Source organism: Nocardia speluncae NBRC 108251, from assembly GCF_001613245.1.
Classification (GTDB): Bacteria; Actinomycetota; Actinomycetes; order Mycobacteriales; family Mycobacteriaceae; genus Nocardia; species Nocardia speluncae.
The window spans coordinates 154,275-181,104 of the sequence record NZ_BDBZ01000012.1 but is presented as its reverse complement, the minus strand read 5'-3'; the positions used below and the strand labels follow the sequence as shown (position 1 = coordinate 181,104).

At 67.1% G+C, this 26,830-nt stretch carries 21 protein-coding genes and 2 tRNA genes; 8 read left to right on the top strand and 15 right to left on the bottom strand.

Annotation, left to right across the window (positions count from 1 at the left end; translation table 11 throughout):
• Position 1: 1 nt before the first annotated feature.
• Positions 2-1,660 (bottom strand): arginine--tRNA ligase, encoded by a 1,659-nt coding sequence (gene argS, locus NS6_RS14085; protein ID WP_068041530.1) that lies wholly within the window; start codon positions 1,658-1,660, stop codon positions 2-4.
• Between the two features lie 91 nt (positions 1,661-1,751).
• On the opposite strand from argS, the gene NS6_RS14080 reads away from it, so the two are divergent.
• From NS6_RS14080 to NS6_RS14070, 3 genes are all read left to right on the top strand, one after another.
• Positions 1,752-2,723, top strand: a complete 972-nt coding sequence (locus NS6_RS14080; RefSeq protein WP_068041527.1) for a thioredoxin-like domain-containing protein — start codon at positions 1,752-1,754, stop codon at positions 2,721-2,723.
• Positions 2,723-3,433, top strand: a complete 711-nt coding sequence (locus tag NS6_RS14075) for a DUF305 domain-containing protein (protein WP_084471036.1) — start codon at positions 2,723-2,725, stop codon at positions 3,431-3,433. Before NS6_RS14080 ends, NS6_RS14075 begins: the two co-directional genes overlap by 1 nt.
• Positions 3,434-3,526: 93 nt before the next feature.
• Positions 3,527-3,599 (top strand) — tRNA-Arg (locus NS6_RS14070).
• 124 nt (positions 3,600-3,723) lie between these two features.
• On the opposite strand, the gene NS6_RS14065 is transcribed toward NS6_RS14070, so the two are convergent.
• Positions 3,724-4,185, bottom strand: a complete 462-nt coding sequence (locus tag NS6_RS14065) for a nitroreductase family deazaflavin-dependent oxidoreductase (protein WP_068041525.1) — start codon at positions 4,183-4,185, stop codon at positions 3,724-3,726.
• Between the two features lie 227 nt (positions 4,186-4,412).
• Here NS6_RS14065 and NS6_RS14060 point away from each other — a divergent pair, with 227 nt between their 5' ends.
• Complete coding sequence (locus NS6_RS14060; RefSeq protein ID WP_245669329.1) at positions 4,413-5,822, top strand: metallophosphoesterase; 1,410 nt, start codon at positions 4,413-4,415, stop codon at positions 5,820-5,822.
• 53 nt (positions 5,823-5,875) lie between these two features.
• On the opposite strand, the gene NS6_RS14055 is transcribed toward NS6_RS14060, so the two are convergent.
• Positions 5,876-5,947: transfer RNA gene (locus NS6_RS14055), tRNA-Cys, on the bottom strand.
• 215 nt (positions 5,948-6,162) lie between these two features.
• On the opposite strand from NS6_RS14055, the gene NS6_RS14050 reads away from it, so the two are divergent.
• A complete protein-coding gene (locus tag NS6_RS14050; protein ID WP_068041684.1) occupies positions 6,163-6,705 on the top strand; it encodes a MarR family winged helix-turn-helix transcriptional regulator in 543 nt (180 codons plus the stop codon).
• 164 nt (positions 6,706-6,869) lie between these two features.
• Positions 6,870-7,916 (top strand): acetate and sugar kinases/Hsc70/actin family protein, encoded by a 1,047-nt coding sequence (locus tag NS6_RS14045; RefSeq protein ID WP_068041681.1) that lies wholly within the window; start codon positions 6,870-6,872, stop codon positions 7,914-7,916.
• A 25-nt stretch (positions 7,917-7,941) separates the two neighbouring features.
• On the opposite strand, the gene NS6_RS14040 is transcribed toward NS6_RS14045, so the two are convergent.
• From NS6_RS14040 to NS6_RS36225, 7 genes are all read right to left on the bottom strand, one after another.
• Positions 7,942-8,718 (bottom strand): enoyl-CoA hydratase, encoded by a 777-nt coding sequence (locus tag NS6_RS14040; protein ID WP_068041520.1) that lies wholly within the window; start codon positions 8,716-8,718, stop codon positions 7,942-7,944.
• 103 nt (positions 8,719-8,821) lie between these two features.
• A complete protein-coding gene (locus NS6_RS14035; protein WP_168443522.1) occupies positions 8,822-9,613 on the bottom strand; it encodes an ESX secretion-associated protein EspG in 792 nt (263 codons plus the stop codon).
• Positions 9,610-10,413: an ESX secretion-associated protein EspG gene (locus tag NS6_RS14030; protein WP_068041513.1), complete on the bottom strand. Its 804-nt coding sequence runs from the start codon at positions 10,411-10,413 to the stop codon at positions 9,610-9,612. Before NS6_RS14030 ends, NS6_RS14035 begins: the two co-directional genes overlap by 4 nt.
• Complete coding sequence (locus tag NS6_RS14025) at positions 10,410-12,899, bottom strand: hypothetical protein (RefSeq protein WP_068041511.1); 2,490 nt, start codon at positions 12,897-12,899, stop codon at positions 10,410-10,412. The genes NS6_RS14030 and NS6_RS14025 overlap by 4 nt, the downstream gene beginning before the upstream one ends.
• Positions 12,900-12,990: 91 nt before the next feature.
• Positions 12,991-13,470, bottom strand: coding sequence for a YbaB/EbfC family nucleoid-associated protein (locus NS6_RS14020; RefSeq protein WP_084471035.1), 480 nt, complete (start codon positions 13,468-13,470; stop codon positions 12,991-12,993).
• A gap of 135 nt (positions 13,471-13,605) precedes the next feature.
• Entirely contained in the window at positions 13,606-13,926 is a 321-nt protein-coding gene (locus NS6_RS14015; protein ID WP_068041508.1) for a hypothetical protein, read from the bottom strand.
• A 28-nt stretch (positions 13,927-13,954) separates the two neighbouring features.
• On the bottom strand, positions 13,955-18,010 hold the full coding sequence (locus NS6_RS36225) for a WXG100-like domain-containing protein (RefSeq protein WP_068041505.1): 4,056 nt from the start codon (positions 18,008-18,010) through the stop codon (positions 13,955-13,957).
• A 372-nt stretch (positions 18,011-18,382) separates the two neighbouring features.
• Here NS6_RS36225 and NS6_RS14005 point away from each other — a divergent pair, with 372 nt between their 5' ends.
• Entirely contained in the window at positions 18,383-19,069 is a 687-nt protein-coding gene (locus tag NS6_RS14005; protein WP_068041675.1) for a hypothetical protein, read from the top strand.
• Positions 19,070-19,124: 55 nt separating this feature from the next.
• Here NS6_RS14005 and mmsB read toward each other — a convergent pair whose 3' ends face one another.
• From mmsB to NS6_RS34715, 5 genes are all read right to left on the bottom strand, one after another.
• Positions 19,125-20,021: a 3-hydroxyisobutyrate dehydrogenase gene (gene mmsB / locus NS6_RS14000; protein ID WP_068041502.1), complete on the bottom strand. Its 897-nt coding sequence runs from the start codon at positions 20,019-20,021 to the stop codon at positions 19,125-19,127.
• Positions 20,021-21,106 (bottom strand): enoyl-CoA hydratase/isomerase family protein, encoded by a 1,086-nt coding sequence (locus NS6_RS13995; protein ID WP_068041498.1) that lies wholly within the window; start codon positions 21,104-21,106, stop codon positions 20,021-20,023. The genes mmsB and NS6_RS13995 overlap by 1 nt, the downstream gene beginning before the upstream one ends.
• Positions 21,103-22,254: an acyl-CoA dehydrogenase family protein gene (locus tag NS6_RS13990; RefSeq protein ID WP_068041495.1), complete on the bottom strand. Its 1,152-nt coding sequence runs from the start codon at positions 22,252-22,254 to the stop codon at positions 21,103-21,105. The genes NS6_RS13995 and NS6_RS13990 overlap by 4 nt, the downstream gene beginning before the upstream one ends.
• A gap of 2 nt (positions 22,255-22,256) precedes the next feature.
• Positions 22,257-23,756 carry a CoA-acylating methylmalonate-semialdehyde dehydrogenase gene (locus tag NS6_RS13985; RefSeq protein WP_068041492.1) on the bottom strand — a complete coding sequence of 500 codons (1,500 nt, stop codon included), beginning with the start codon at positions 23,754-23,756 and terminating at the stop codon, positions 22,257-22,259.
• A gap of 230 nt (positions 23,757-23,986) precedes the next feature.
• Entirely contained in the window at positions 23,987-24,934 is a 948-nt protein-coding gene (locus NS6_RS34715) for a DUF2157 domain-containing protein (RefSeq protein WP_371859340.1), read from the bottom strand.
• A gap of 785 nt (positions 24,935-25,719) precedes the next feature.
• Between NS6_RS34715 and NS6_RS13975 the strand changes: the two genes are divergently transcribed.
• Complete coding sequence (locus NS6_RS13975) at positions 25,720-26,784, top strand: amidohydrolase family protein (protein WP_068041487.1); 1,065 nt, start codon at positions 25,720-25,722, stop codon at positions 26,782-26,784.
• Positions 26,785-26,830: the final 46 nt, after the last annotated feature.

Here is a 26,830-nt window from a genome sequence, read left to right as displayed (position 1 = left end):
TTCACATCCGCTCCGGTGCAGTGACGCCCAGCAGGGCCAGCCCGTTGGCGAGCACCTGCCGGGTGGCGTTGGCCAGGACGAGCCGGGCGGCGTTGACCGGGCTCACGGGTTCGTCGCCCATCGGCAGCACCCGCAGGGCCTTGTTGGACTGGAACGGATGGTAGGCGCCGGCCAATTCCTCCAGGTAGCGGGCAATGCGATGCGGTTCCCGCAGGGTGGCCGCGCTGGCCACCACCCGGGGGAACTCGCCGAGAGTCCGAATGAGCGCACCTTCGAGATCGGAATTCAGCAGCGCGAAATCCGGTGCCACCTTGTCGTATTCGAACTCGGCGGCATTACGGGCGATCGACGCGGCGCGGGCGTGCGCGTACTGCACGTAGTAGACCGGGTTGATGCTGTCCTGTTTCGTCCACAGGTCCAGGTCGATATCGATACCCGAGTTCACCGAACTGCGCACCAGCGAATAGCGGGCGGCGTCCACGCCGATGGCCTCCACCAGATCGTCCAGGGTGACCACGGTGCCGGCGCGTTTACTCATCCGCACCGCGACACCGTCGCGCAGCAGGTTCACCATCTGCCCGATGAGCACCTCGACACTGTCGGGGTCGTCGCCGAACGCCGCGGCGGCGGCCTTCAACCGGCCGATATACCCGTGATGGTCGGCGCCGAGCATATAGATGCACAGGTCGAATCCACGTGACCGCTTGTCCTGCAAGTACGCGATATCGCCGGCGATATAGGCGGCATGGCCGTCGCTCTTGATGACCACCCGGTCCTGATCGTCACCGTATTCGGAGCTCTTGATCCACCAGGCGCCGTCCTTCGAGTACAGGTCGCCGGAGTTCTTCAGCGTTTCCACCGCGCGCTCCACCGCCCCCGAGGCGAACAGCGAACTCTCGTTGAAATACACATCGAAATCGGTGCCGAATTCGTGCAGCGTCTTCTTGATATGGGCGAACATGAGCTCCACCCCCTCGGCGCGGAACAGCTCGATACGGCGCTCGGGGTCGAGGTCGAGCACGCCTGGATGCGCAGAAATGATCTGGTCGGCGATTTCGGCGATATAGACGCCCGCATACCCGTTCTCCGGCGTGGGCGCACCGGTAGCGGCGGCGACCAGCGATTCGGCGAACCGGGTGATCTGCGCGCCGTGATCGTTGAAGTAGTACTCGCGGGTGACCTCGGCGCCCTGCGCGGCGAGAATTCGACCCAATGCGTCGCCGACGGCCGCCCAGCGTGTACCACCCAGATGCACGGGACCGGTCGGGTTCGCGGAGACGAACTCGAGATTGATCTTGGTACCGGCCAGGGCGCCGGCAGTGCCGTAACTCACACCGGCGGTCAATACCTGTTGCAGGATCACACCCTGCGCGGATGCTGCCAGCCGGATGTTCAGGAAGCCCGGACCGGCCACTTCCGCGCTCGCCACAGCCGATGTATCGCCGAGCGCTTCGGCCAGCCAGCCCGCCAGCTCACGCGGATTCGCACCCGCCTTCTTGGCGACGCGCATCGCCACATTCGTGCTGTAGTCACCGTGTTCGGGATTACGTGGACGCTCAACATCGACCTTGTCGGGCAGGACCGCGGGGTCCAGTCCACGTTCGGCGAGTACCTTCGCGGCCGTGGCGTGAAGGAGATCTGCAAGGTCGGCTGGAGTCACGAGTCTCTATCCTATGGTCCGAGTGGGTGCGCGCCGCGAGTGGGCACCGCCGCAATGCACTGTTCATCACGTGGAAAGAGCTAGGACCGGTATGCCGAACAGGACCAGCGCCAAATCGGCGAAAGCCGTCAAGGCAGCGGGCAAAGTCGCTCCAGCCCGGGCGGGCGGCGGTAAAAAAGGGAACAAACCACCTCTCATGCAGCGTATCCCGTGGCTCACGGTGGGCGCTGTCGTGGTGCTCGTCGCACTCGTCGGAGCGCTGGCGGCGAGCCTGCTACCGAAATATCAGGAGCAGGCCGCGCTACGAGAGCGGCAGGAGCACGTCCGGCAGCTGCGCGAATCGCTGGGACAGCAGTTCGCGCCGACCGAACAGAACCAGGATCCCTCCACGCAGATCCAGGGCGTGGTGAAACAGGAGTACCCGGCGGGTCTGCACGTGGACGCCACCCAGCGGGTGGCCTACGACAAGACTCCCCCGTTCGGCGGCCCGCACGACGCCTCCTGGGCGAACTGCATGGGCACCGTCTACACCAAGGCGCTGCGCGAGGAGAGCGCCGTCCACTCGCTGGAGCACGGCGCGGTGTGGATCACCTACAACCCCGAGAAGGTCGACGGGGACGGGGTCGACACCCTGAATGCCTGGGTCGACGGTGAGCAGTACATGCTCATGTCCCCGCATCCCGATCAGGAAGCACCGATCTCACTGCAATCCTGGGGACACCAGCTCGCCGTGAACGATGCCGAGGACGAGCGCATCGGCCAGTTCGTCACCGCACTGCGGCTGAACTCCTTCGAGTACCCCGAGGTCGGCGCGGACTGCGCCACCATGGGCTTCGATACCGAGAACCCGCCGCCCTACGTGTCCGAGGCACCCGGCCCCGACGCGGTGCCGATGGACGGTGGCGGTATCCAGCCCGACCAGGGCGAATTGGGTGGCGCGCCGGGCGGCCTTCCCAGCGGCCTGCCGGGTGGTATTCCGGCGATCCCGGGGATGCCGGGCACCCTGCCGCAACAACAGCAGGCACCGTTGGGCGCACAGCCGGAGCCCGGGGCCGGTCAGTAATGCCGGCAACCGAGGCCACCGAGGACCGAACGCAGCCGCCGGCACCGGGCTGGCGCGCACAGCTGCGCGCGCAACGCGTCCCGCTCCTCATCATCGGTGCGATCACGCTGCTCGTGCTGGGATTCGGCGCCGGCGTCCTGCTGGCGCCGGACACCAGCGGTGACGACAACCCGGCCGGCCCGGTGGATATCGGGTTCGCGCAGGATATGTCGGCGCATCACGCACAGGCCGTGGAAATGTCCGGGATCGCGCTGACCGGTTCGGACGATCCCGAGGTCCGCCGCCTGGCCTACGACATCCTGACCACCCAGCAGAGCCAGATCGGCCGGATGCAGGGCTGGTTGCAGATCTGGGACGCACCGGCCCGCGCGACCGGCGGATACATGGCCTGGATGCCGCAGGAAGAGCACGCCGGTCACGGACACGACCACGGCGGCGCGGGAATGGCCGCGATGCCGGGCATGGCCACCACCGACGAGCTCCGGCAACTCCGTGCCGCGCAGGGCCCGCGGCAGGACACGCTGTTCCTGCAGCTGATGTTGCGGCACCACCAGGGCGGGGTCCCGATGCTCGAATACGGCACCGAACACGCCGATACCACGGAGATCAAGACGCTCTCCGGTCAGATGCTGCCCGCCCAGGAAGGCGAATCCCGGTTGATGACCAAGATGCTCGCCGACCGCGGCGCGCAACCGCTACCGTTCGGGTGAGCCGCCACCACACGTTTTGGCCCTACCGCGGCTGATGCGTTACGCTGTGGTCCGCCCGATCGACCGGACTTCCGGCCCCTCGGGTGGATCCCCGCCCTCGTAGCTCAGGGGATAGAGCGTCTGCCTCCGGAGCAGAAGGCCGCAGGTTCGATTCCTGCCGAGGGCACAGACGAAAAGCTCCCGACCAGGAAATTCGGTCGGGAGCTTTTCTCGTTCATACCGTCGGCCGGATCCGCCGGATACTTCTCACCCGGGCGCACGACGACAACTGGCCGGCGACGGCCCCTGGATCATTTCCGGGCCAACCGGACGACCGGGTATTCCCGCGCCGATTTCTGCTGATACTTCGCATAGCGCGGCTGCTGCCCAGTGATGTGCTGCCATGCCTGCGCGTGGTCGTCACCGGCGAGGCGATGTGGTGTCACCGGCACGGCCGGGCTGCCGTGCACTTCGACGGCCGCCTGCTCGGGGTGAGCCATCAAGTTCACGTACCAGTCGGGATCCCGTTTGCCACCGCCCGAGGCGACCACCAGCCACCCGTCGTCATCGGCGAACCAGGTGATCGGGGTTTCCCGTGCTACCCCGCTGCGGCGGCCGGTCGTGTGCAGGATCAGCAGATCCATGCCCAGGTACTTGCCGCCTTTCCGGCGGACCTTGCCGGTGGTTCGCGCGTTCATCTTCCGCTGGAACCACAATGAGAGCGCGCTGGGCGACCCCTTCTTCCGTCCGCCCTGCTTCTGCTCCTGCGACATACACCTACCTCCCTCTCCGTCCTGTGGGTCCGGCACCACCGATCAGCTCGGCCCCGGGCTGTTGTGAACGACGCTAGTCGCGCCGCACGAACCAGTGCTTCTCGATTCCTGACCGGTCTCGCGACTCAGCACGCCCGTGACGCCGGTGCCCGGCACCTACCGGGTGTTTGTCGTAGTCTTCCGGTGATACCGAGGGGACCTGACATGCGTGGGGAATGGAGACGAGATTGACGAGCTGCTGCGGCCCGTCACGTCGCACCGTACTGGGTGCACTCGGCCTCGCCGCACTGCTTCCCGTGGCCGGGCGGGCCCTCGCGCAGCCGGACCCGGTTCTCGCCACCGACCTGGAAGTCGTCACGGTGACCGATACCGCCGCGGTGCTCACCTGGACCACCCGTACGCCCGATGCGGCGGGCCGGCCGGTTCCGGTACCCACCGACGGCGAGTTATGGCTGGCTCCCGCCGACAGTTCACGGCCACCCCGGCAGGTCTGGGGCTCCGACGGTGCGACTCCTTTCCACTACGCGCAGATCGACGGTCTCGAACCGGGGCGCACCTACCGTTTCGAAGCGCGTGGCGCCGGAGTTCGGGCGACACCGGCGGTTTCGGCGGCCACCGGCCTACCGGGTACACCGGAAACCAGCGGCACCTTCACCACCCTCGTGCCCCCGCCCGGCCGGTTGCTGCGAACTCTGGCCCTGGCCAACGACATCCACTACGGCGAAACAGTCAGCGGTCTGGTGGCGGGAGATCTACCGCCCGGCTTCCGGCAGGAACCGGGTCTGCCGCCGTACCCACAGGTCATGCTGGATGCCCTGCTCGACGATCTGCGCCGTGCCGATCGTGGCGCCGCAACCTTGCTGCTGGCAGGCGATCTGAGCGCCGAGGCTACACCGACGGACCTCCGCGCGGTACGCGACCGGCTCGACCGCTGGGGCAACGCGGGCACCGACTACCTCGCTGTGCGCGGAAACCACGACCGCCCGCATGCGGGCGGCGAATACGCCGGCTGCCCGGCTGTTCCCGGTACCGCCGAGCTCCATGATTGCTGGAGCGATACTTTCGGGCCGCGGCAACAGCTGGTCGAGTACGAACTGGGCGGCCTACGGCTGCTCGGTCTCGACACCAGCGCGCTCGACGGTTCCGGCGGTGTGCTCGATCCCCCGCAGTTCGACCGGATGAGCGAGTTGCTGCGCAACGAACCAGACCGTCCCACACTCGTTTTCGGCCACCACCCGGTTACCGTGGAGGCGGGGCTGACCAATACCGGCGGGCCGGGTTTCATTCTGGACCGCGCGCACGCCCTGCGGCTGCAGCAACTGTACGAAAGGGCACCCGGCGTTTTCTTGCAGCACAGTGGGCATACGCACCGCACCCGCCGCACGCGGCCCGATACCGCCTGCGCGGTCGAATTCCTGGAGGTCGCGGCGGTCAAGGAGTATCCCGGCGGTTACAGTCTGCTGCGGATCTACGAGGGCGGGTACACGGTGAACTTCTACAAGACCCGCACCCAGCAGGCCCGCCGCTGGAGCACGCTGACCCGCGGCGAGTACTTCGGATTGCTTCCCGATTACGCCCTGGGCACCTTTTCCGACCGCAATCATGTTGTGCTGCGCGATTTCTCGGGTTTGCACTGACCAGACCACCGCGGCCGGGGCCGAGAACGCCCCGGCCCCGGCCGGGCGAATCGAGCGAGCGGCGGGAATCGAACCCGCGTGAACGGCTTTGCAGACCGTTGCCTCAACCACTCAGCCACGCCCGCGTGACCAGGTGATCATCGCGGATGCGCGGCGTCGCGAACCAGGGTTCGGATCACGCGGATCGCAATCGGCCGCGCGGCGTGGAGCGACGAACACGCGGTCAGGGCCGGATAGCGCGCACCGAGCCTGCATACGGCCGGCGAAGACCCCCGCGGCCCGTCGGACCGGACCCGCACGGCGGGGCCGGCCACCGCGGCGCCGTGCGATGATCGAACACATGTCTCGTCCCCGGCCGCTACCACTGGATCCGATACAGGAGGCCCATCGTCAATGGGTCGGCCACGGCTGGGGGGCGGTCGCGGACGGGATGGCGGCCGTGACCTCACTCGTCCGCGCCCAGCAGATCGTCATGGCCCGGGTGGACGAGGCCCTGCGACCCACCGGACTCACCTTCTCGCGCTACGAACTGCTGCAGTTGCTGAACTTCAGTACCACCGGCGCGCTGCCGATGGCGGTGGCCAGCGCACGGTTGCAGGTCCATCCGACCAGCGTCACCAATTCGGTGGACCGGCTCGAGGCCGCGGGGCTGGTGAACCGGGTGCCACATCCGAACGACCGGCGCGCGACCCTGATCGAGATCACCGATGCGGGACGCTCACTGGTCGCCGAAGCCACCGAATACCTCAACGAGCGGGTATTCGCGCGCCCGGAACTCCCGCCGGACCGGCTGCGGACGCTGCTGCAGTTGCTGGCCGAGTTCCGGCATACCGCGGGCGACTTCGATACCGGCGAGGAACCGGCCCGCTGGAACGAACCCTGAGCTCCGACCGGGTGCACAGGGGTCCCGCAAACAACGGACCGAGAACATACCGCCCGGTTCAACACTCCCGATCGGTAGCAAACGAATAACGGCCGGGCACCCGATCAGCAAATTTCTCGGTGATTCGGCTTGGCAACCCCGGCCCCACAGCGCACCATATGTTTATGGTGCTGGTTCTCGGGGTATCTGTGGGCTCCTCGGGAGCGCGCGCCGTACTCACCCATTCCGATCAACCGCACCTCCCGCCGATCGACCGCTGCCATATCCCCCGCCCGCCCGGCGCCCCGCTCATCGACCCGGTACTCACCGCGGTCCGGCGGATGCATACCGCGGCCCGCGAGCGCGACGAGTACATCACCGGCACCGCCGTGACCTGCCGCGACCACCGGCAGGTCGAACTGGTCGGTGAGGCGCTGGGCACCGGCCGGGTCACTCTCGTGGACGAGCCGCTGGCCCAGCTCCGCTACCTGCGGTTCACCGAACAACTACCGGTATCGGGTTCGGTGCTGCTGTTCGACCTGGGATCGTCCGGGCTCACCATGACGCAGGTGGACTGCCGCACCGATTCGGTGATCGCCGCCGCCCATTGTCCCGGCCTCGGCGGCGACGCCTACGACGAACTGCTGTGCGAATGGCTCGACCGGGCGGGAGTGTTCACCGACGAGGCCGCCGCCGGCCGATACCGGGAAGCACTGAGCAGCGCCCGGGTGGTGACCGCCGCCGATCCCGCCACTGCTGAACGCGCAGTGATCACCCGCTGCGATCTCACCGATCTCTGCGCCGAACCTGTGGCGGAGGCCGCCGGCCTGATCCGGCGAATGTGCGAACACTCCGAGTTTCCGGCCGAAACCGTCGCCCTGCTCGGCGGCTGCGCCCGCAACCCGGGGCTACGCACCCGGCTGGCCGAACTACTCGACCTTCCGCTGGTCTGCGACCGGGAACCGGAATACGTCTCGGCGCGCGGAGCGCTGCTGTTCGCAGCCCAGCGGCCGGCCGCCGGAACCCGTACCGCGCATATCCGCGCGGGAGGTCAGGTGGTGCCGCTGAGTCCCCCGGTGGTCGGCCGTCGGAGGGTGTATGCGGCAGCGGCCGTCACCATCGGCCTGGGCGCCACCGTGGCCGGCCTGCTCACCGCACAGAACGGCACGGCACAGCCGACCCGGAGCACCTACGTGCCGACCGATGTTCTCGACGCCCCGCCCGGACCCTGACCGGGCCCGGGTCGCGGCGCGATGTTCATCGGTTGGTGAACTCGGCGGTCCGCTTGTCCACGAACGCCGCCATCCCTTCCTTCTGATCCGCGGTGGCGAACAACGAGTGGAACACCCGCCGCTCGAACCGCAGCCCCTCGCTCAGGGTGGTTTCGAAGGAGCGGTTCACGGCTTCCTTGGCGATCATCGCCACCGGCAGCGACATCGAAGCGATGGTGGAAGCGACCTCGAGCGCGGTATCGAGCAGTTCCGCGGCGGGCACGATCCGCGAGACCAAGCCCGCGCGTTCGGCCTCTTCGACATCCATATTGCGCCCGGTGAGCACCAGGTCCATGGCCTTGGCCTTACCGATCGCGCGGGTGAGCCGCTGCGAACCACCGATACCCGGGATTACGCCCAGCTTGATCTCCGGCTGCCCGAACTTGGCGGTATCGGCGGCGATCAGAAGATCGCAGATCATGGCCAGTTCACAGCCGCCGCCCAGCGCGTATCCACCTACGGCGGCGATGGTCGGCTTGCGGAATTGGGCCAGCCGCTCCCACCGGGCGAAGTAGTCGTCCAGGAACATGTCCATATAGGACTTGGGCTGCATCTCCTTGATATCCGCGCCGGCGGCGAAGGCGCGGTCCGATCCGGTGATCACCACCGCACCGATCTCGTCGTCGCGTTCGAGTTCGTCGAGGGCCGCGACCACATCGTCGAGGACCTGCGCGTTCAGTGCGTTCAGCGCCTTGGGCCGGTTCAGCGTGATGAGGCCGACCTTGTCCTTACGCTCCAGCAGAATCGTCTCGAAGTCGGTCACAGCACATCCTCTTCGTCGAAACGGTTACGAATATCGGTGACGATACCGTTCGGGTCCGCTCGGTCGCGGTGGCAGTCCCGGCCCGGCACGTCCCGGCTGTCGGTCATTCGCCGCTGTCCAGCCGGTGCACGATGTCGCCGATCCAGCCGTCGATCCAGCCGGTCAACTGCCGGTAATCCAGTCCGGTGACGGTCGGCTGCGCCCCTTCCGAGCGGATCAGGTACCGCCCGTCGCCCGGCAGGTCCCGCCAGAGCGCGGAGGTCTGAGCGATACCCGGCAGCCGGAAATGTAGCCGGCTCTGCAGCACCCGCAGGTACCCGGTGCCGGTCGCAGGAGTATCGAAGAACGCCCTGCTGTCCGCCACAGTGGTACCGATGCCCGGCTCCGAGCCGGGCCCCAGTGTGAACCCGGGCCGGGTGCCCGCGCCGGCGGCCGGTAACAGCCCGGCCACAGCGGCGGCCAATTCCGCGACAGGACATTCGATGACGTCGAATCCTCTACTGTGCTCGGTGGTTTCACCGATGCGCTGCCGGAGCACGTACCCCCGCGAGCTCTGCCGGACCGCGTGCACATAGGTGCACGCGTGCGGCACGTGCGGGGCGCGTTCGTCCCAGCCGCGGGCCACCACGATCACGTCCGGTCGCGCGATCGCGCCGGCCATCTCCGCGAACGCGGGGTCCGCGCGGGCCTCCAGTGCCCGGCGCGCATGTTCCCGGGCGGCGGCGTAGGCGTCCGCCGAGCGGATCCGGCTCGTGAACGTGAACGGTTTGGGGAGCTTCCCGCGGCGGAAATCATCGCAGAGGACCTTGAATTCGATATCGGTGAACAGCCAGCGGCGCGCGGCCACCGGTGCCCGGGCGAAGATATCGTGCGGACAGCTCGGCGTGCCTGTCACTCGTGCTCCCGGTTCCATTCCAACCGCGACATCACGAATGCGACCTGCTCGCCGACCCACTTCACCATCTCGCCGGTACCCGAGCCCGCGGCCACCGGCGCCGGGTGATCCATGGGGACCACATAGCGGCCGTCGGCCGGCAGGTCACGCCACAACACGCCCATATCGATCCGGCCGCGCGGACCGAATTTCGAGCGCCCCTGATACACCCGGACATATCCGCTGCGGGTGGCCGGGGTGTCGAAGAAGGCCCTGGCTCGATAGGTGTCGTCGTCCTCGGGGTCGTTGTTGTCCGACACCATCGAACCGCTCGGCACACAACCGGTCGCTCCCGCGCACTCCGACGAACTCTGTGGGACCGGGATATCCGGCAACCGACCGGATTCCGCAAAAGGCAGGCCGGCGAGCACCGCATCGCCCAGGGAATCGGGATGGCACGTGATGGCGTCGAATCCCCCACTGTGCGCCAGCGTCTCCCCGGGCCGTTGCGAGATCAGGTAGCCGCGGGCGCCGCGGCGCACCGCGAGCAGGCGGGTCCGGTCGGCCGGATTCTCGAAATCGCCGTCGGTCCAGGCCTGTGCGACCACGTAGACATCCGGCTTGTCCAGCGCTTTGCCGAGTTCGTCCAGGTCCGCATCGGCCACCAGCAACCGACCGCGGATATCCGACTTCGCCATCTCGTAGTCGTCCTCCGGCCGGATCCGGCTGGTGAATGTGAAGGGACGGGGAAGGCGCGGTTGGCCGTGCTTCTCACACAGCACCTTGAATTCCAGGTCGGTCAGCTCCCAGCTGCGGTTCACGGCTCGATCACCGGTTTCACCCGATCGGGGACATCCCAAGCCTCATCCAGGTTCTCCCGGCCCTGTAGATATTTCGCCGGCTTGTAATCGTTGTTCTGACCGCCGGCACTACCGGCGCCCGCCCCGGGCGCTCCGCCCATCGGTGCACCGCCCATCGGATGCGACGAACCCGCCGGTGACTGGTAGCCGCCGGCGGTGTCCATCCCCGGCCCCGCCAGTGCCGCCCGCGGGAACAGTTGCGAGCTCTGCGGCTCCGGGTAGGGCGCCGGCGGCGGCGTGACGGAACCCGCCGGCACGCCGGCACCCGCGCCACCACCGCCCAGCGCACCGGCCAACTGATCCAGTTGCGCGCGCGCCGGATCCAGCATGCCCTGCACATGCTGTTGCAGCTGAGCCGGATCGAGCATGCGAGCGAGCTCTTCCATCCCGGGAAGTCCATTGCCGAACTGGGTGAATGCCTGGATGCCCTGGGTGAGCAGAGTGGACAGGATACCCAGCGGGTCCTGGCCGGCGGCGCTGGATCCGCCGGTGCCGGTGCTCGAATCACCGGAGTCGCGGCTGCTGCCCGCACCGCCCTCACCCGTCACCGATTCGAGCAAGTCACCGGCCGAAGAATCCTTGCCGAACAGCGTTTTCGCCGAACCGTACGGCGAATTCTCGTCGTACAGCGACGACAGCGGCGTGTTCTTCAGCTCTTCCGGCATTTCGCCGAGCGGTATACCGGTGAGTTCGGACAGGGCATCGGCCAGACTCGGGTCGCCCGAACCGTCCGACGCCGTGATCTTGCGATTTTTCAGCGATTCCGGCAGCTGGGACTCCGGAATGCCGGTGAGTTTGCTGAGAATATCGGCGGCGGTGGGGTTCTTCGGCATCTTGCCGCCCCCGGACGACCCGTAACCACTCTGCCCGGGACCGAGGCTGCTGCCGTTACCACCGAGACCTGATCCTGAAGAATCGCCCATGAAATCCTCGGCCGAGGGAATTTCGGGTATCGAGGGAATCTGCGATCCGGTGCCCCCGTCGCCGCGAGAACCGCCCCCACCGGATTTCCCGGAGGCCCCCGTCGGGCTCGAGGGGCCTGCGGGCAAATTGGGGATCGACGACGGACCCGAACCGGAACCGCCCGGCCCCGGCCCAGCACGTGATCCCCCCAGCCCGGACGAACCGGCCCCACCGGAACCGGATCCCACACCACCACCGGCCGGACCGCCGGAACCGGAGCTGCCGCCCGGCCCGCTATCGGACCCCGCTCCGGCGCCGGCCCCCGAGCCGCTTTCGTCCTGCGCGTTCTGCGCGTCTTCGTAACCTTGCTCGTAGCCGTCGTCGTACCCGTCCTGGTAGTCGCTGCCGGTATCGCTGCCGTCGCCGCTCCCACCGCCCGATTCGGTCTGGGTGTCCGTACCGGAACCATCGCCACTACCGGACCCGGTGTCCGTGCCCGAACCGGAACCATCGCCACTACCGGACCCAGTATCCGTGCCCGAACCCGAATCTCCGCCCTTGCCGCTGCCTGCGTCCTTGGTGACCGGGCCGTCCAGCAGCGGCATACTCTCCGCCGTGTTCTTCATACCCGTGAGGTAGGTCTTCTCGAGGGCGTCACGATAGTTGTCGGTGAGGTCATCGCACCCGGATTTCGAGTCCATATCCGGCGGCATGACCTGCTTGGTGTAGTGCAGCCAGTTCGCCGTGTACTCGAGCAGTTTGCCGACCTGGAGGATCGAGGTGAACAGCGGGCCCATGTTCTCCTGATACGACGTGACCGCATCGGCCGCGCCCTGGGCACCCGACCCGACCCAGGACCGATTCAGCGCCGCAATATCATCGACGAACACGGACAGTTTCGTATCGAGGTCGTTGCCGAAGGACTTCCAGGTAGCCGAGGCGTCCATCACCGGCTGGGCCTGAATGGCCTGCCCGAGGTCGTACATCTCCTTGAAGGTCACCGAGTCCTTGGCTTCGACCGTCACCACGGAACCCGGATCCTTGTTCGGGAAATCCTTTATCGTGGAGGGAAATTCGGTGGTATCGATATCATCCCAGATACGCCCCCACGAAGGGGAGCCGTCTCCCAGATCGGTTCCGTCGGTACTGGGCTTGTAGGACTGGGGCTCATCCGGAAAAGTCAGCTCGCCGAGGCTCTTGAAGGTATCCGAGGAATCCGTTTCCGCGTTCTCGAACGCCTTACCGGCGGCGACGAACAGATCACCTATCTCCCGCACGATCTCGGCATGCTCGTTGAGGACGGTACTGAGCCGAGTCGCCTTCTTACTGAACACCGTGGCCAGCTCACGACCGGAGTTGAGGGTGCCGAACGGGGCCAGATCGTTGATACCCACCTGCCCGACCGCATCCGCCATCCCCAGCAGATCGTCGTAGAGATCGGTGGCGGCCTTCGCGCTTTTCAACGCATCGCCCGGTACGAACTGCAGTGTCCCGCCGGTCACCTGATTCGTGAGACCTGTGATGAGTCCCGGATCGAGGGGCATAGAGTTCACCTTTGTCTATCGGAAGTGCAGCCTCGCCCGTACCCGCTGTGCATCGCGCGGCGCCCCGGGCCCCGTCCTCGCGCGGGAAACATCAGTCCCGGTCCGCAACCACCGACCGGGGGCCCGAGGCATCCGCTTCATCCGGCCGGTTTCCCGGCCAGTCGGGTGAATCCGGCGCGACCGTCGGGGTCGCGGGCGGTTGTGGAATCAGGCCACCGAGATCCGGCGCCCCCTCGACCATCTCGGACAGTTTCGGCATCGCGTTGCGGTGCGCCAGCAGCGGGTCCATCAGCTCACGCGCCTTCTGCTGCACCTGGGCCGCCGCATCCTGCACGGCCTCGGTGAGTGCCGCGGCGATCTCGTCCATGGTCAAGTCCAGGACGTCGTCGGCGAACTTGGTGTCGATGAGCACACCGTCGGCATTCACCGTCACCTCGATCCGCTTCTCCTCGGCGAGAACCGTGGCGGTGAGCAGCGAACGCTTCCTCTGAACTTCGGCGATACCACGCATCTGATGGCTCAGGCCGGACAGCATCGTCGCCATATCCTCTTGCAGGCGTTCGTTCACCACGGCGCTACCTCAGTCCCTTCCGGTCCGGGAGGCGACACTCCACATCGGAGTGCATCCCTGCGGATTACACCGCACCACGTTGAATTCCCGGTGGCGTGCACGCGAATTCGGCGCGCTTCCCGAGCTTGCAGGTACTCAGAACTGGCTGTCCATCTCGTTCAGCTGATCGACCGCATCGCGCTGTCCGGCGGCGAAAGCACCGAACGTGCCACCGATCCCGTCGACACCGTCCAGCAGGTTCGGCTTCGACGTGCCGTAGCCGTCGTTGTCCTTACCGTTGATGAACTTCTCGCCCATCGAATCGTCACCCCACGGCTGGTTGGTCGAGTCGTTCTCGATCCCGCCCAGCCGGTCACGGAGCCGTTTCCCGACGCCCAGCACCGAATCCGACAGGTCCTGGGTCAGATCCGCGGCATGGGCCAATGCCACCGGATCCACCTCTACGCGATCCGCCATGATCTCCTCCTCGCCGGCTCGCGCCGGATCATTTCAACGTGAACGGCACATCGACCGGGGAACTCCCCGGGTCCGCGCCGCCGAACACTTCTCCGGGTGCGATCACTGTGCCGTCCGGCACCACCGCTGCGGACAGGATCACCGCCCCCTCACCCACCACCACGCCTTCGCCGACCCGGGCGCCCGGATGCACCGTCGAACCGTGTTCGAGCACGGACCGGGCACCGATGACGGCGTCGTTCTCCACCGAGGCGCCCGAATGAACGACGGCGCCGGCACCGATCCGGACACCGGCACCCACGACCGCACCGGCCTCCACCTGCGCGCCGGGCCCGATCGTCGCCCCGGGGTCGACCTTCGCCTCCGGGTGGACAACCGGCGGCTCCGGTGGGTCGCCGGGCGGCTGCTCGCCCGGATCCACACCCGGCGGTACCGCATTTCCGGGCAGCCAGCCGTCGCCCGCGACATCCGGTGCCCGGAACTCGGGGATCGGATAGGGCACCTTCATCGGCCAGCGCTGCGGTCGCGGTTTACCGCGCACATCCTTGCCCTCACCGATGAAATGGTGGTCCCGATTCTCGTTGAACCAGGCCCGGGCGGCCTGGTAGTGCTCCACCGAATCTCGCTGTAATCCCAGTACCTGCCACATCTCCGGTGGCCGGGTGCGGTCGCCGGCTCCCCGCTGATCGGCCGGGACGCTGTTCCACTGCTGCTGGAGCGTGTGATCGATCTGCTGCTGCAAATTTTCCATCGCGGTCTGCCGCTGCTCCCGCTCCCATTGCCGCTCCTGTTCATAGCGCAGGTGCGCCGGCGGCATCCGGTCACGCTGGTCCTGCCGTATCCCATCCAGCTCACCCTGTAACCGATCCGCTTGCGCCTGTATCTCCGGGCGCTCCCCGGCCGGGGCATGGTCCGCAGTTTCCCGCAGCAGGCCGAGCTGCGATTGCAGCCACTGTTCCCGCTGCCGCTGTTGCCGCAACCGCTCGGTGTGCTCCTGCTGCTGTTCCAGGCCTTCCCGCCGGCGATTCAGCTCTTCGCGCTCCCGATCCAGATGCGCCTGTGCCTCTTCCCGGCCCGGCGCTGTCGTGTGCTGATCACGCAGGGATTGCAGCAAGTCCACCTGCTGTTCCTGTCGCTGCACCTGCTGTCGCGCAATGTTTTCCAGACCCTCCTGCCGCTGTAATTCTCGTTCCCCCGGCGAGTGCCGATCCTGGTGCTGGTGCAACGACTGCAACTCCTCCAGCTGTCGCCGGCGCTGGGCCTGCGCCTGCAACTCTGCTTCGTGCTGCTGCATTCGCACCACCTGTTCACGCAGCCACCGCTGGTGTGCGATCTGCTCGTCCCGATCGCCTCGCTGCAACCGGTGGGGTTGGGCAACCGGCTCCGGTTCGGGACGCGGTGAGGGAGCCCGAGTACCGTCCTGCGCGCCTACCGGATCCGGTGGTGGGGGCGCCGGGCGATCCGGCGGCGGCGGACCCTGCCCGATCTGCGGCACCGGCGGACGCCGCAACGGCGAACGCTCGGGAACCGGCGGCGCAGGCCGATCCGGCGGCGCAGGCGGACCCTGCACGATCTGTTGACCCGGTGGCGGACGCAACGGCGAACGCTCCGGAACCGGCGGCACATTCGGCGGCGGGGACGGAGCGGGCCCGTCCGGCGGAGGCGGACCCTGCACGGCCTGTTGACCCGGTGGCGGACGCAACGGCGAACGCTCCGGAACCGGCGGCACATTCGGCGGCGGGGACGGAGCGGGCCCGTCCGGCGGCGGAAGCCCAGGGGGCGCCGGCGGAGGTGAACCCTGCCCGTACTCCGGCCCCGGCGGCGGGCGCAAGGTGGAACGCTCCGGGACCGGCGGCGCTTCCTGCCCCACCGGCGGACGGCCCAGCGGTTGTGGCGGTGTTTGTTGCCGCGCGGCCGCAATCGACTCGTCGCTCGTTGTCAGGAGCCCGAGCGGCCCTGCCCCACCCCGCTGCACGGGCTGGGAGGAATTCGGCAGCAGTTGCTGGTGCGACTGATGCGGGGCAGATGACGAAGTGCCGGCCGCCTGTTGCGAAACCCCCGGCGGCGCCGTGAGCTGCTGGCCCGGCAGATTCTGCTGTGATACGGGGGCGGGTTGGGCGGGCACATTGCTGTTCACCCCGAGCCCGTGAGCCCCCGGTACGACACTGGTGGACGAATCGTTTCCGTCCTCACTCAAAGGCGATACCGGGCGCTCGATGAAGCTGCCCGCATCCGAGTCCGCCAACGGTGACACCGGACGCTCGATAGAACTCCCCACGTCGGAATCGGGCCACCGGAACACCGGGGCCTCGCGGTTACCGCCCGAATCCCAGGATCTTTCTACCGCAGGCCCGACAGAGTTCCCCCTCTCGGTATCCCATGCCCGACCGGTCGGATCAGGGTAGACCTCGCCGAACCCGTCGTGCCGCGTCGTGGCGGGCCCGAACCCTGCGTCGAACATCGGTGACCGGTTCGTGTCGCCCGTGAAGCCGGCTCCGAAGTTGTTTCCCCCGGAATTCGATGTTTCACCCGCAGATTGGAACCAGGCGCTCTGCGGCATGGTGTTCGACCAGCCCGGCGCCGAGTGTTGATATCCAGAGCCCGAAGCGGCCGCACCGAAATTCTGGCCGATCTCACCACCGTTCTGGACACCGCTCCCGCCTCGACCACCGGTGCCGATCGTCTCGTCACCGGTGGTCGTGGAGCCGGTGGCGACCGCCGCGGTGTTGCCGGTCCCCATGTTGTCGACAATCGCGGCTGTCTCGTTGCCGGCGACCGTCGTGTCGGTGTTCGGCGCTGCCTCAGTGTTCGGCGCTGCCTCGGTATTGGGCGCGGCCACGGTATTGGGCGCAGTCGTGGTGTTGACATTGGACGCAGTCGTGATGTCGGCATTGGGCGCAATATCGGTGTTGGGCGCTGCGGTGATGTTGGTATCGGGTGTGTTACCTCTGGTTGTGTTCCCGGAACTGTTGTCGGAGCCACCCGCGAACAACCCCGCCTCCGACCTCGGGAAGAGCCAAGCATTGCCACGCAGCCAGGAGTCTTTCCGGAAAGCCGACATATTGGTGAAGCCGTCGGTCGTTTTCGGCACATAACTGTTGAACGCCGAAGCGCCGCGGGCCCCACCCACCAGCGCACCTTGCGCAAAGTTCCCGACCCACCCCGGCCCGTTGCTGAACGCCGAGAAATCACCTCCGGCGGCCAACGCGGTGGCCAGGTTGCCGAAAACCGCGCCGAACCCATCGGCCATGGCACCGATGAACATGCCGTTGGCCGTCCGCCCGGCGACGTTGTTGAGTTGTTTGCCCGCCACCTTCTCGATGCCTTCGCCCAGGTAGCGGCCGAATTCCCGAGCCGGGACGGCTCCGGCGGCACCGCCGAGGGCCGAGAGGCCGAACTCCTGCCCGTTGAACGAGCGTCGTTTGCCGTCGGCGATCTGTCCGGCTTGGATACTGCCGTTGATCGCCATCGGGACGATGGCGCCCTCCGCGGCCCGCGCGCCGTACACTCCCCAGCCTTTCGCAGTGGGCCAGCCGGGGTTACCTTTCGCCAGCTCTTTCCAGAAGTGGCGTTTCGTGTTCGGTGCTCCCGCCCGCCGGGCGATGTTCTGGATGGTCTTCTGGACGAAATCCTGGATGATCTTGAGGTAGGACCGGGTCGAGGCGATCGCCGCGGCCTCGACCGCGGGGGCCGTCGGCGGAAACAACCAGGCCCAGGCGATTTCGAGGGCAAGCCAGCAGAGAGTGACAATGATGGTGAGCTTCATCGCCTGCAACTCGGTGCCCATATCGAAGGCCGAACCGTATTGGGCTTGCATCGAGATGGCCAGCTGCTCCAGCGATTGGTCACCGCTGCGCAGCATGTCGTAGCGCGCACCCATCTCGGTGCGGGCGTCTCCCTCGGGATATGCCTCCGTGGTGGCCTGCTCGGCGGCGTCGATTTTTGCGAGCAGATCGAGGAGCTCCTCGCTCGCCTCCTGCCATGCCGCGGCGACTTCCCAGGCCTTGTCCTCGTCCCCGTCCGGCCACTGTGCACCCGCGATCCAGCCGAGCCAGCGGAGCTCCGGAGGAAGGTACAAACTCATAGCGGCGCAGCTCCGACGGCTCGGGATCACGGACCGGGGTCGGGTGGGACCGGATAGATTCTGGCGTGCTTCATTGAATTCCCGGTGGCGCCCAGGCAAATTCGGCCCGAACCGCGGCCTCGATCATGCGGTACTCCAGTGAACTGGTAGACCTGGCAGCTGAATTCGATCGGTCCACGACGCAACCGGCCGGCCATGCGAGGGCTCGGTCGGATACTCCTCGTCGGAACGGTTACGAATATCGGTGACGATACCGCGGTCACTCATAGGCCTCGGCCTTGTCACCATCGGGCTGTTCACCCGCGGCAATCCCGCCGAACCGGCGGTACGGTTGGTCCGATCACGATGGTGTCGGAAGGTGGAAAATTGGATATGGATCCCTCACGCTGCATTGTTCTGGTGCCGGTCTTCGACCACATCGAGCGCGCCTGCGAAAAAGCGCTGCAGCAGCTGGAACGGCGCGGCTATCGTGTGCGGCGCTCCTTCGGCGCCGCCGCGATCGACCAGGCACGCAGCCAGCTGGCCACCGAGGCGCTGACCGAGGGGTTCGACGAGTTGATGTGGATCGATGCGGATACCGGGTTCGAACCGGACGCAGTGGAACGGTTGCGCGCTCATAATCTGCCCTTGGTGGGTGGCGTATGCGTCAAGAAAAATGCCCGCGCGCTGGCCTGTGATGTCTTGCCCGGCACCGAGCGATTCGTACTCGGCGAGGGGGGCGGTCTCACCGAAGTCCGCTATGTCGGAACAGGTTTCCTGCACACCAGGCGCGAAGTGTACGAAAAGATCACCGCGCACGAGGATTTGCCGCTGTGCAATGTCCGTTTCGGCACACCCGTCGTCCCATTTTTTCTTCCGATGCTGCTACCGGAAGACGACGGTAACCATTGGTACCTCGGTGAGGACTACGCCTTCATCGAACGCGCGCGGCGCAGCGGATTCCAGGTGCTCGTCGATACCAGCTTCCGCCTGGAACATATCGGCTCCTATGGCTACACCTGGGAGGATGCCGGGAACGACAAGGACCGCTACGGGAGTTACATCTTCAAGTTCCAGTAGACGCCGATGGTGCCCGTCCCCAGGCCGGCGGACGGGCTCGCCGTATCCGCTTCTGTTACGTCGCCCACCCAGAGCTGCGCTTGCGCACCTCGGTGACGATCGCCGAGAAATCCCGGCCGTCCGAGGTTTCGTTGAACTCACGGTAGATCTCCGCAGCCAGTTCACCGATACGGCCCTCCACACCGTTGGCGCGCAACGCATCCACGGCCAGGCCGAGATCCTTGTTCATCAGTGCGGTCGCGAACCCTGGTCGGTAGTCGTTGTTCGCCGGGCTGGTCGGCACCGGCCCCGGCACCGGGCAGTAGGTGGTGAGCGCCCAGCTCTGTCCCGATGCCGTGGACACCACATCGAAGAACGACTGGTGGCTGAGCCCCAGCTTCTCCCCCAGCACCAGCGCCTCGGACAGTCCGATCATGGAAATCCCGAGCAGCATGTTGTTGCAGATCTTTGCGGCCTGCCCGACGCCTGCGCCGCCGCAGTGCACGACCTTGGCGCCCATCACCTCCAGCATCGGCAGCGCTTCGGCGAAATCGGTGTCCGCCCCGCCGACCATGAAGGTGAGCGTGCCGGCGGCCGCACCTGAAACACCGCCGGAGACCGGCGCATCCAGTGCCCGGTGCCCGGCCGCGGTCGCCGCCTCCGCGGCCGCTTTGGCATCGGCGACATCGATGGTCGAGCAGTCCACGAACAAGGTGTCCGGTCGCGCCACCGGCAGCAGTTCGGCGTACACGTCGCGCACCAGTTTGCCGTTGGTGAGCATCGTAATCACGATATCGCGGCCGGTGGCGGCGGCGACGCCGGTCTCCACCAGGGCCACACCGTCTTTACCGGCCTGTTCCTGCGCCGCGGCAGACGGGTCGTACGCGTGCACTTCGTATCCGGCCTTCACCAGGTTCGCCGCCATGGGTCCACCCATATGGCCGAGGCCGAGGAAACCGATCGTCTTGCTCATTACATTTCCTCCGGAGTCGTCAGACCCAGTTCCCGTTCGCCCAGTTCGGCGAAGTACGTGTCCACCCGGGCGGTGGTGACATCGGTCAGGGTTGCGGGCGACCATTGCGGGTTGCGGTCTTTGTCGACCACCTGCGCGCGAATCCCCTCGACCAGATCGTGCGAGGCCAGCGAGGCGATCGAAACGCGGTACTCCTCGTTCAGTACCGTCTCCAGGTTCGTGGCGGTGCGGGCGGATCGCAGCGACCGCAAGGTGACCTGCAGCGCGACCGGTGATTTTCCGAGTATCGCCGTGGCGGCCGCATTCGCCTCGGTATCGGCGTGTTCCTGCAGATGGGCGACGATCTCGGCGACCGTCTCCGCGCCGTAGCAGGAGTCGATCCAGTCGCGCTGCGCGAACAGCGCCGATTCCGGTGCCGCAGCGGCGTATTTGGCGATTGCGATATCGGCGGTTTCGGTCTGCAGGGTGGTGAGCAGCGCCGGAATCTGTTCGGCAGGAACGTAGTAGTCCGCGAAACCGGTGGCGATCGCATCACCCGCCTTCATCCGCGCCGTGGTGAGCGCGATATGAGTGCCCAGTTCGCCCGGCGCCCGCGACAGCAGATAGGTACCGCCGACATCGGGAATGAACCCGATCCCGACCTCCGGCATTCCGATCGTCGACTTCTCGGTGACGATCCGGTGACTGCCGTGCGCGGACAACCCGACCCCACCGCCCATCACGATCCCGTCCATCACCGCGACATACGGTTTCGGGTAGCGGCCGATGAGCGCGTTGAGAATGTACTCGTCGCGCCAGAACTTCCCGGTGGCCGAATCCGCCGCCGACCCCACGTGCCCGGCCGCCTGCTGTTCCTTGGCATCGTGATGGATGGCGACGATATCGCCACCCGCGCACAGCCCCCGTTCACCGGCGCCGGTGAGGGCGACGGTGCGCACCGAATCGTCGGTGGCCCAGGCCCGTAGCTGTTCGGTGATGGTGCGCGTCATGGCATGGTTCAGCGCATTGATGGCCTTGGGCCGGTTCAGGGTGATGAGTCCCAGGCCGGCACGCTGTTCGACCAGGACTTCGGGTTCGTCGCTCATTCAGTTCCTTCCGCGGACGCCGTCATGGACCGGGCCACGACCAGGCGCATGATCTCGTTGGTGCCCTCCAGGATCTGGTGCACCCGCAGGTCCCGGACGATTTTCTCCAGACCGTATTCGGCCAGGTAACCGTAACCGCCGTGCAGTTGCAGCGCGGCGTTGGCGACCTCGAACCCGGAGTCGGTGGCGAATCGTTTGGCCATGGCACACAGTTCGACCTTGTCCGGCGCATCCGCGTCCAGGGCCGCCGCGGCCCGCCACAGCAGGGACCGGGCAGCTTCCAATTTGGTCCGCATATCGGCCAGTTCGAACTGCAGTGCCTGATTGTTCAGCAGCGGTGCACCGAACGCGGTGCGCTGGGCCAGGTAGGGCACGGTTTTGTCGAGCGCGACCTGCGCCCCGCCCATCGAGCACGCCGCAATATTCAGCCGGCCGCCGTTGAGCCCGTTCATGGCGATCCGGAAACCGTCGCCCTCGGCGCCGAGCCGGTTGGCCGCCGGGACCCGAGCGTCGGTCAGGATCACCTGCCGGGTGGGCTGGGCGTTCCAGCCCATCTTCTTCTCGTTCGGGCCGACCTCCAGGCCGGGGGTATCGGCCGGGATCACGAGGGTCGAGATACCGCGCGCACCGGTGTCCTGGGTACGGACCATCATCACGTACACGTCGTTGCTGCCCGCACCCGAGATGAACTGTTTGGTGCCGTTGACGATGTAGTCGTCGCCGTCGCGCACCGCGCGGGTGGTGATGGCCGCGGCATCCGAACCCGCCCCCGGTTCGGTGAGCGCATAGCTGGCCAGCAGATCCATCGCGGTGAGTCCGGGCAGCCAGCGGCGGCGCTGCTCGTCGTCACCGTAGGCGTCGATCATCCAGGCCGCCATGTTGTGGATGGAGATGTAGGCGGCCACGGCCGGGCAGCCGGTGGCGAGTTCTTCGAAGATCCGTACCGCGTCCAGCCGGCGCAGCCCGGACCCGCCGAACTCCTCGCGCACATAGATTCCGCCCAGCCCGACCGCGCCCGATTTCCGCAGGACGTCCACCGGGAAATGCTTTTCCTGGTCCCATTCCACGGCATGCGGGGCGAGGTATTCGTCGGCGAACTCCCGGGCGGTATCGCGGATGGCGCGCTCGTCGGCGTCGAGAGTGAACATGTTCATTCCATCGTCGGGATAACGAAGCTGTTGCTCTCCTTGAGCCCGGCCGGCCAGCGCTGCGTCACCGTCTTGGTCTTGGTATAGAAACGGATGGAATCGGGGCCGTGCTGGTTCAGATCGCCGAAACCGGAGCGCTTCCAGCCACCGAATGTGTAGTAGGCGATCGGCACGGGGATCGGGACATTGATGCCCACCATGCCCACCTGCACCTTGGCCGCGAAGTCGCGGGCGGTATCGCCGTCGCGGGTGAAGATGGCGACGCCGTTGCCGTATTCGTGGTCGTTGGCCAGCGCCAGGGCTTCCGCGTAGTCGCCCGCGCGCACCACCGTGAGTACCGGGCCGAAGATCTCGTCGGTATAGATCGACATCTCCTTACCGACCCGGTCGAACAGGGTCGCGCCGACGAAGTATCCGTTCTCGGCGCCCTCTACGGTGAGCCCGCGGCCGTCGACCACCAGTTCGGCACCCTCGTCGATACCCTGCTGGATGTACTTCTTCACCCGGTCCACGCCGTCGAGACCCACCAGCGGCCCGTAATCGGCGCCGGGATCGTCGGACTTGCCGATATTGAGTTTGTGCACCCGCTCGGTGAGCTTCTCGACCAGCCGGTTCGCGGTTTCCTCGCCCACGGGGACGGCCACCGAGATCGCCATGCAGCGCTCACCGGCCGAACCGTAACCCGCACCGATCAACTGGTCGGCGACATCGTCGAGGTCGGCGTCCGGCATGACGACGGCGTGGTTCTTCGCGCCGCCGAAGCATTGGGCGCGTTTGCCGTTGGCGGTGGCGGTTTCGTAGATGTACTGCGCGATCGGGGTGGAGCCGACGAAGCCGACGGCCTTGATCCGGGGGTCGTGCAGGATGGTGTCGACAGCTTCCTTGTCGCCGTTGACCACGTTGAACACCCCCGGAGGCAGACCGGCCTCGAGGAACAGTTCGGCAAGCCGCAGCGGGACCGAGGGGTCGCGTTCGGAGGGTTTGAGCACGAAGGCGTTACCGCAGGCCAGCGCCGGCCCGGCCTTCCACAGCGGAATCATCGCCGGGAAGTTGAACGGAGTGATCCCGGCGACCACACCCAGCGGCTGGCGCATCGAGTACACATCGATCCCGGTGCCCGCGCTCTCGGTGTATTCCCCCTTGAGCAGATGCGGGATACCGACCGCGAATTCGATGACCTCGAGCCCGCGCTGGATATCGCCCTTCGCGTCGGGGATGGTCTTGCCGTGTTCACTGGACAGCAGCGCGGCGAGGGAATCCATCTCGTCGTTGACCAGGGTCAGGAATTTCATCAGGATCCGGGCCCGGCGCTGCGGGTTCATCGCGGCCCAGGCCGGCTGCGCGGCTTCGGCATTCGCGATGGCCTGCTCGACCTCGGATTTGCTCGCCAGCGGCACCCGGGCCTGCACCTCGCCGAGGTTGGGATCGTAGACATCGCCGAACCGGCCGGACGCGCCGGAGACCTGCTGCCCGCCGATGAAATGTGTGAGTTCTCGAACCATGCGATTCCTGCCTCGTGTCGGGGTGGCGGGCGCGGCGCTGCGGCCGTCCGTCACACGAAGATCATTCTTGCGGGCGTCCAATAGTTGGACATCCAAGCAAAACGATACACCCGGCCCCGCCGACAAACCAGACTTCCCCGCAAGATATCCACCAACTGCGCAAACACCCCGCTCCGCCATCCGATCGGTGTGGTTGCGCACAGCCTATCCGCGGCCCGCACCCGGTGGAACTACCTCTCGACGGACTTCTTCGCCGACCTGGTCAAGAGATAACTACCGATCCCCAGCACCACCGCGCCGACCACCAGAATCGCCCCGGACGCCCCCGCAGATTCCCCCGTCCAGTCCACGACCGCCTCCACCGCCGCCAACGTCAGCGCGGCCGCACCGCCGAGACTCAGCACCCAGGAGCGATCGGAGGCATAGATCGCGAAACACACCACCGCAACCACCGCCGTGAGCACATACGCCGGCCACATCCGATCGACCGGGTCAACAGCCTGAGCCCCGGCCACCGCCAGCACCACCCCGGCCGCATAACCGGCCCAGCGCTCGAGAACGGCACCGAACCGGGTCGCGCCGAGCCAGCCGAAACCGAGGACGAGCAACCCCGGACCGGTCAGGTCGCCGACTCCGAGAACTTCGTCCAGCAGCCCCGACACCGCAGCCGCGCTGAAACCCGCACACAGCAGCAACCCGAGCAACGAGGGCAACGCGGCGTACCCCGCGATCGCGGCCACCAGCCCCGCCACAGCGGCGTATACCCAGGTGAGATCGGTGGTGTCGTTCCCATCGTCCAAAATCGCCGCGGCCGCAGCCGCGATACTCACCGCCGCCAGCGCGAAGAACACCGCCGCCAGCCGCGTACGAGCGGTATGGCCGGCAGGCGCGGACCGGCTCCACGCGGGCCGGAAAAGCGCCGACCACCCGCCCGCGGTGGCCACACCGGCCACCGTCAAACCCACCGCCACCAGGACGAACAGAACGAAACGGCCGAGCTTCGCCATATCGTCCCAAGATTCGGCGAGGACCAGAACGAGACCGCTCAGCAGCAACCCGGCCCCGGCGTATGCCGCGATCTCGGCGAGCAACCGCGCCGGTGTGGGCCGCGGCTCCGGCTTCGCCAGCGCCGTCACCACCGCACCCAACTGGGTCTCGTCCAGCACACCCCGGCGCACCAGATCAACCAGGGACTGCGGGACCGGCGCAGATACCGGCACCGCGGACGTCGCCGCGCGGGCATCCGCGGTTCGGTCATCGCTGCCGTTATCGTCGGCTGTCGTTCCGCTGTCCGTTCCGGACTTCGATCGACCACGACCGGAATCGGTGCCACCACCGGTTACGGTCGGCGGATTCTTGCGCCGAGCGCCGACCAGAGACCGGAGACGACCGAAACCGGAGGTGCGCACGCCGCCGCGCGACTCGTTACCACCGCCGAGGGCGAGTTCCGCCCCACCGGGCTCGGCGAGAGCCTTGTCGTCGGTGGATCTGCCCGATGAATCATCATCGCGAGTCTCGATCCGGCGCGATTCTCCGCGGGTTCCCGACTCATCGCCGGCGGAGGCAGCCGGTCGCTCGCCGACGCCGGATCCAAGCCCGGACCTGCCTACGGCGGGCCCGGTAGATGAGGAGCCGTGCCCGGTTCCGGCCGGCGATCTGCCGCCGTGGGGCCCGGCCTCGAATTCCGCATCCGAGCGACCGGTGCGAGGGGTGCCGCCGGCACGTTTGCCCGGTGCCCCCGGATCATGCGCGATCGGCGGCTCCGGGACAGCAGGGCGCGACTCACCCTGGGAACGCTGCTGCGACGCTTCCGGCGCCGAATCCTGTTCGGCCACAGCACCCAGTATGCCGCCCCGGACCCCGAGTTTCGCGGCGCGAGATCAAACCCGCCCACCGGCGCTGGTCACGCGCTACGCTCGGGCCCGCGAACCGACGACCATCGCAGGAAGGTGCCGGCAGCGCTATGGACATCGGCGATATCCGGATCATCGACGCACATATCCACCAGTGGGACCCGTTCGGCAATCCGCGCGAGTTCAGTCGTACGGCCAAGCTGCTGCGCACCCTTCCGCTGCCCCTCGGGCTCGCCGTGCGGCTGGCGCCGCGGCGGGACCGGGAGTTCATCGGAGAACCGTCGGCGTATCTGGGCCCGTATCTACCTGCCGACTACCGCGCCGACGCGGGGGCGCTACCCGTCGAATCAGTGGTGCATATCGAGGTCGAGTGGGCCGGGCCGAAGGCCGAGGAAACCCGCTGGGTCACCGCCTTGCCGTTCGGTGTGGACACCCCGGCACTCGCCGCGGTCAGCGGTGGCGGCTCCCCGGCCGACCCGGGTTTCACCGAACTCCTCGAAGCGCACCTGTCGGCGTCGCCGCTGGTGCACGGTATACGCAGTATGGTCGCGCACCATCCGGATACCGGAATCCGAAGTTTCGCCGGCGGGCCGAACGCGCTGCGCAGCCGGGCGTTCCTCGACGGTTTCGCCGCCCTCGTCGAACGCGATCTGGCCTTCGATGCCTGGGTGTACTCGCATCAGATCCCCGAGGTGACCGCCCTCGCCCAGCGCTACCCGGAAGCGACGATCATCCTCAATCACCTGGGCACGCCCGCCGGAATCTTCGGCCCGGTCGGTAAACACACCGGCCGAGATGCCGAAGCGCGCGCCGTAATACTCGAACGCTGGCGCACCGATATCGCCGACCTGGCCGAATCCCCCAATGTGGTGGCGAAGGTCAGCGGCCTGATGATGCCGATTCTCGGGCATCCCGTACCGCGCGCCGGCAACCCTACGCCGGTACCCGAACTCATCGACCGGATCGGCCCGCTGCTGCGGCACGCCGCCGGCACCTTCGGGGCCGACCGCCTCATCTGGGGATCCAACTTCCCCGTAGACCGGCCGATCACCTCGATCACCCACAGTGCGGAAGCGGTCGCGACCGTCCTGGCCGAACACCTGGGTGATTCCGCACCACTGGAGAAGGTGTTCCGCGCGAACGCACAGCGAATCTACCGGCTGGACCGAGCGTGATGCCCGGCGCGCGCAATACGCATCGTCCGTAGTCGATCGGGCTGCG

Excerpts from the sequence above, each read along its gene's own strand:
- NS6_RS14080 (WP_068041527.1), top strand. The coding sequence starts at position 1,752 with ATGCCGAACAGGACCAGCGCCAAATCGGCGAAAGCCGTCAAGGCAGCG.
- NS6_RS14075 (WP_084471036.1), top strand. The coding sequence starts at position 2,723 with ATGCCGGCAACCGAGGCCACCGAGGACCGAACGCAGCCGCCGGCACCG.
- NS6_RS14065 (WP_068041525.1), bottom strand. The coding sequence starts at position 4,185 with ATGTCGCAGGAGCAGAAGCAGGGCGGACGGAAGAAGGGGTCGCCCAGC.
- NS6_RS14050 (WP_068041684.1), top strand. The coding sequence starts at position 6,163 with ATGTCTCGTCCCCGGCCGCTACCACTGGATCCGATACAGGAGGCCCAT.
- NS6_RS14045 (WP_068041681.1), top strand. The coding sequence starts at position 6,870 with ATGGTGCTGGTTCTCGGGGTATCTGTGGGCTCCTCGGGAGCGCGCGCC.
- NS6_RS14025 (WP_068041511.1), bottom strand. The coding sequence starts at position 12,899 with ATGCCCCTCGATCCGGGACTCATCACAGGTCTCACGAATCAGGTGACC.
- NS6_RS14015 (WP_068041508.1), bottom strand. The coding sequence starts at position 13,926 with ATGGCGGATCGCGTAGAGGTGGATCCGGTGGCATTGGCCCATGCCGCG.
- NS6_RS36225 (WP_068041505.1), bottom strand. The coding sequence starts at position 18,010 with ATGAGTTTGTACCTTCCTCCGGAGCTCCGCTGGCTCGGCTGGATCGCG.
- NS6_RS14005 (WP_068041675.1), top strand. The coding sequence starts at position 18,383 with ATGGATCCCTCACGCTGCATTGTTCTGGTGCCGGTCTTCGACCACATC.
- mmsB (WP_068041502.1), bottom strand. The coding sequence starts at position 20,021 with ATGAGCAAGACGATCGGTTTCCTCGGCCTCGGCCATATGGGTGGACCC.
- NS6_RS13995 (WP_068041498.1), bottom strand. The coding sequence starts at position 21,106 with ATGAGCGACGAACCCGAAGTCCTGGTCGAACAGCGTGCCGGCCTGGGA.
- NS6_RS13990 (WP_068041495.1), bottom strand. The coding sequence starts at position 22,254 with ATGTTCACTCTCGACGCCGACGAGCGCGCCATCCGCGATACCGCCCGG.
- NS6_RS13985 (WP_068041492.1), bottom strand. The coding sequence starts at position 23,756 with ATGGTTCGAGAACTCACACATTTCATCGGCGGGCAGCAGGTCTCCGGC.
- NS6_RS13975 (WP_068041487.1), top strand. The coding sequence starts at position 25,720 with ATGGACATCGGCGATATCCGGATCATCGACGCACATATCCACCAGTGG.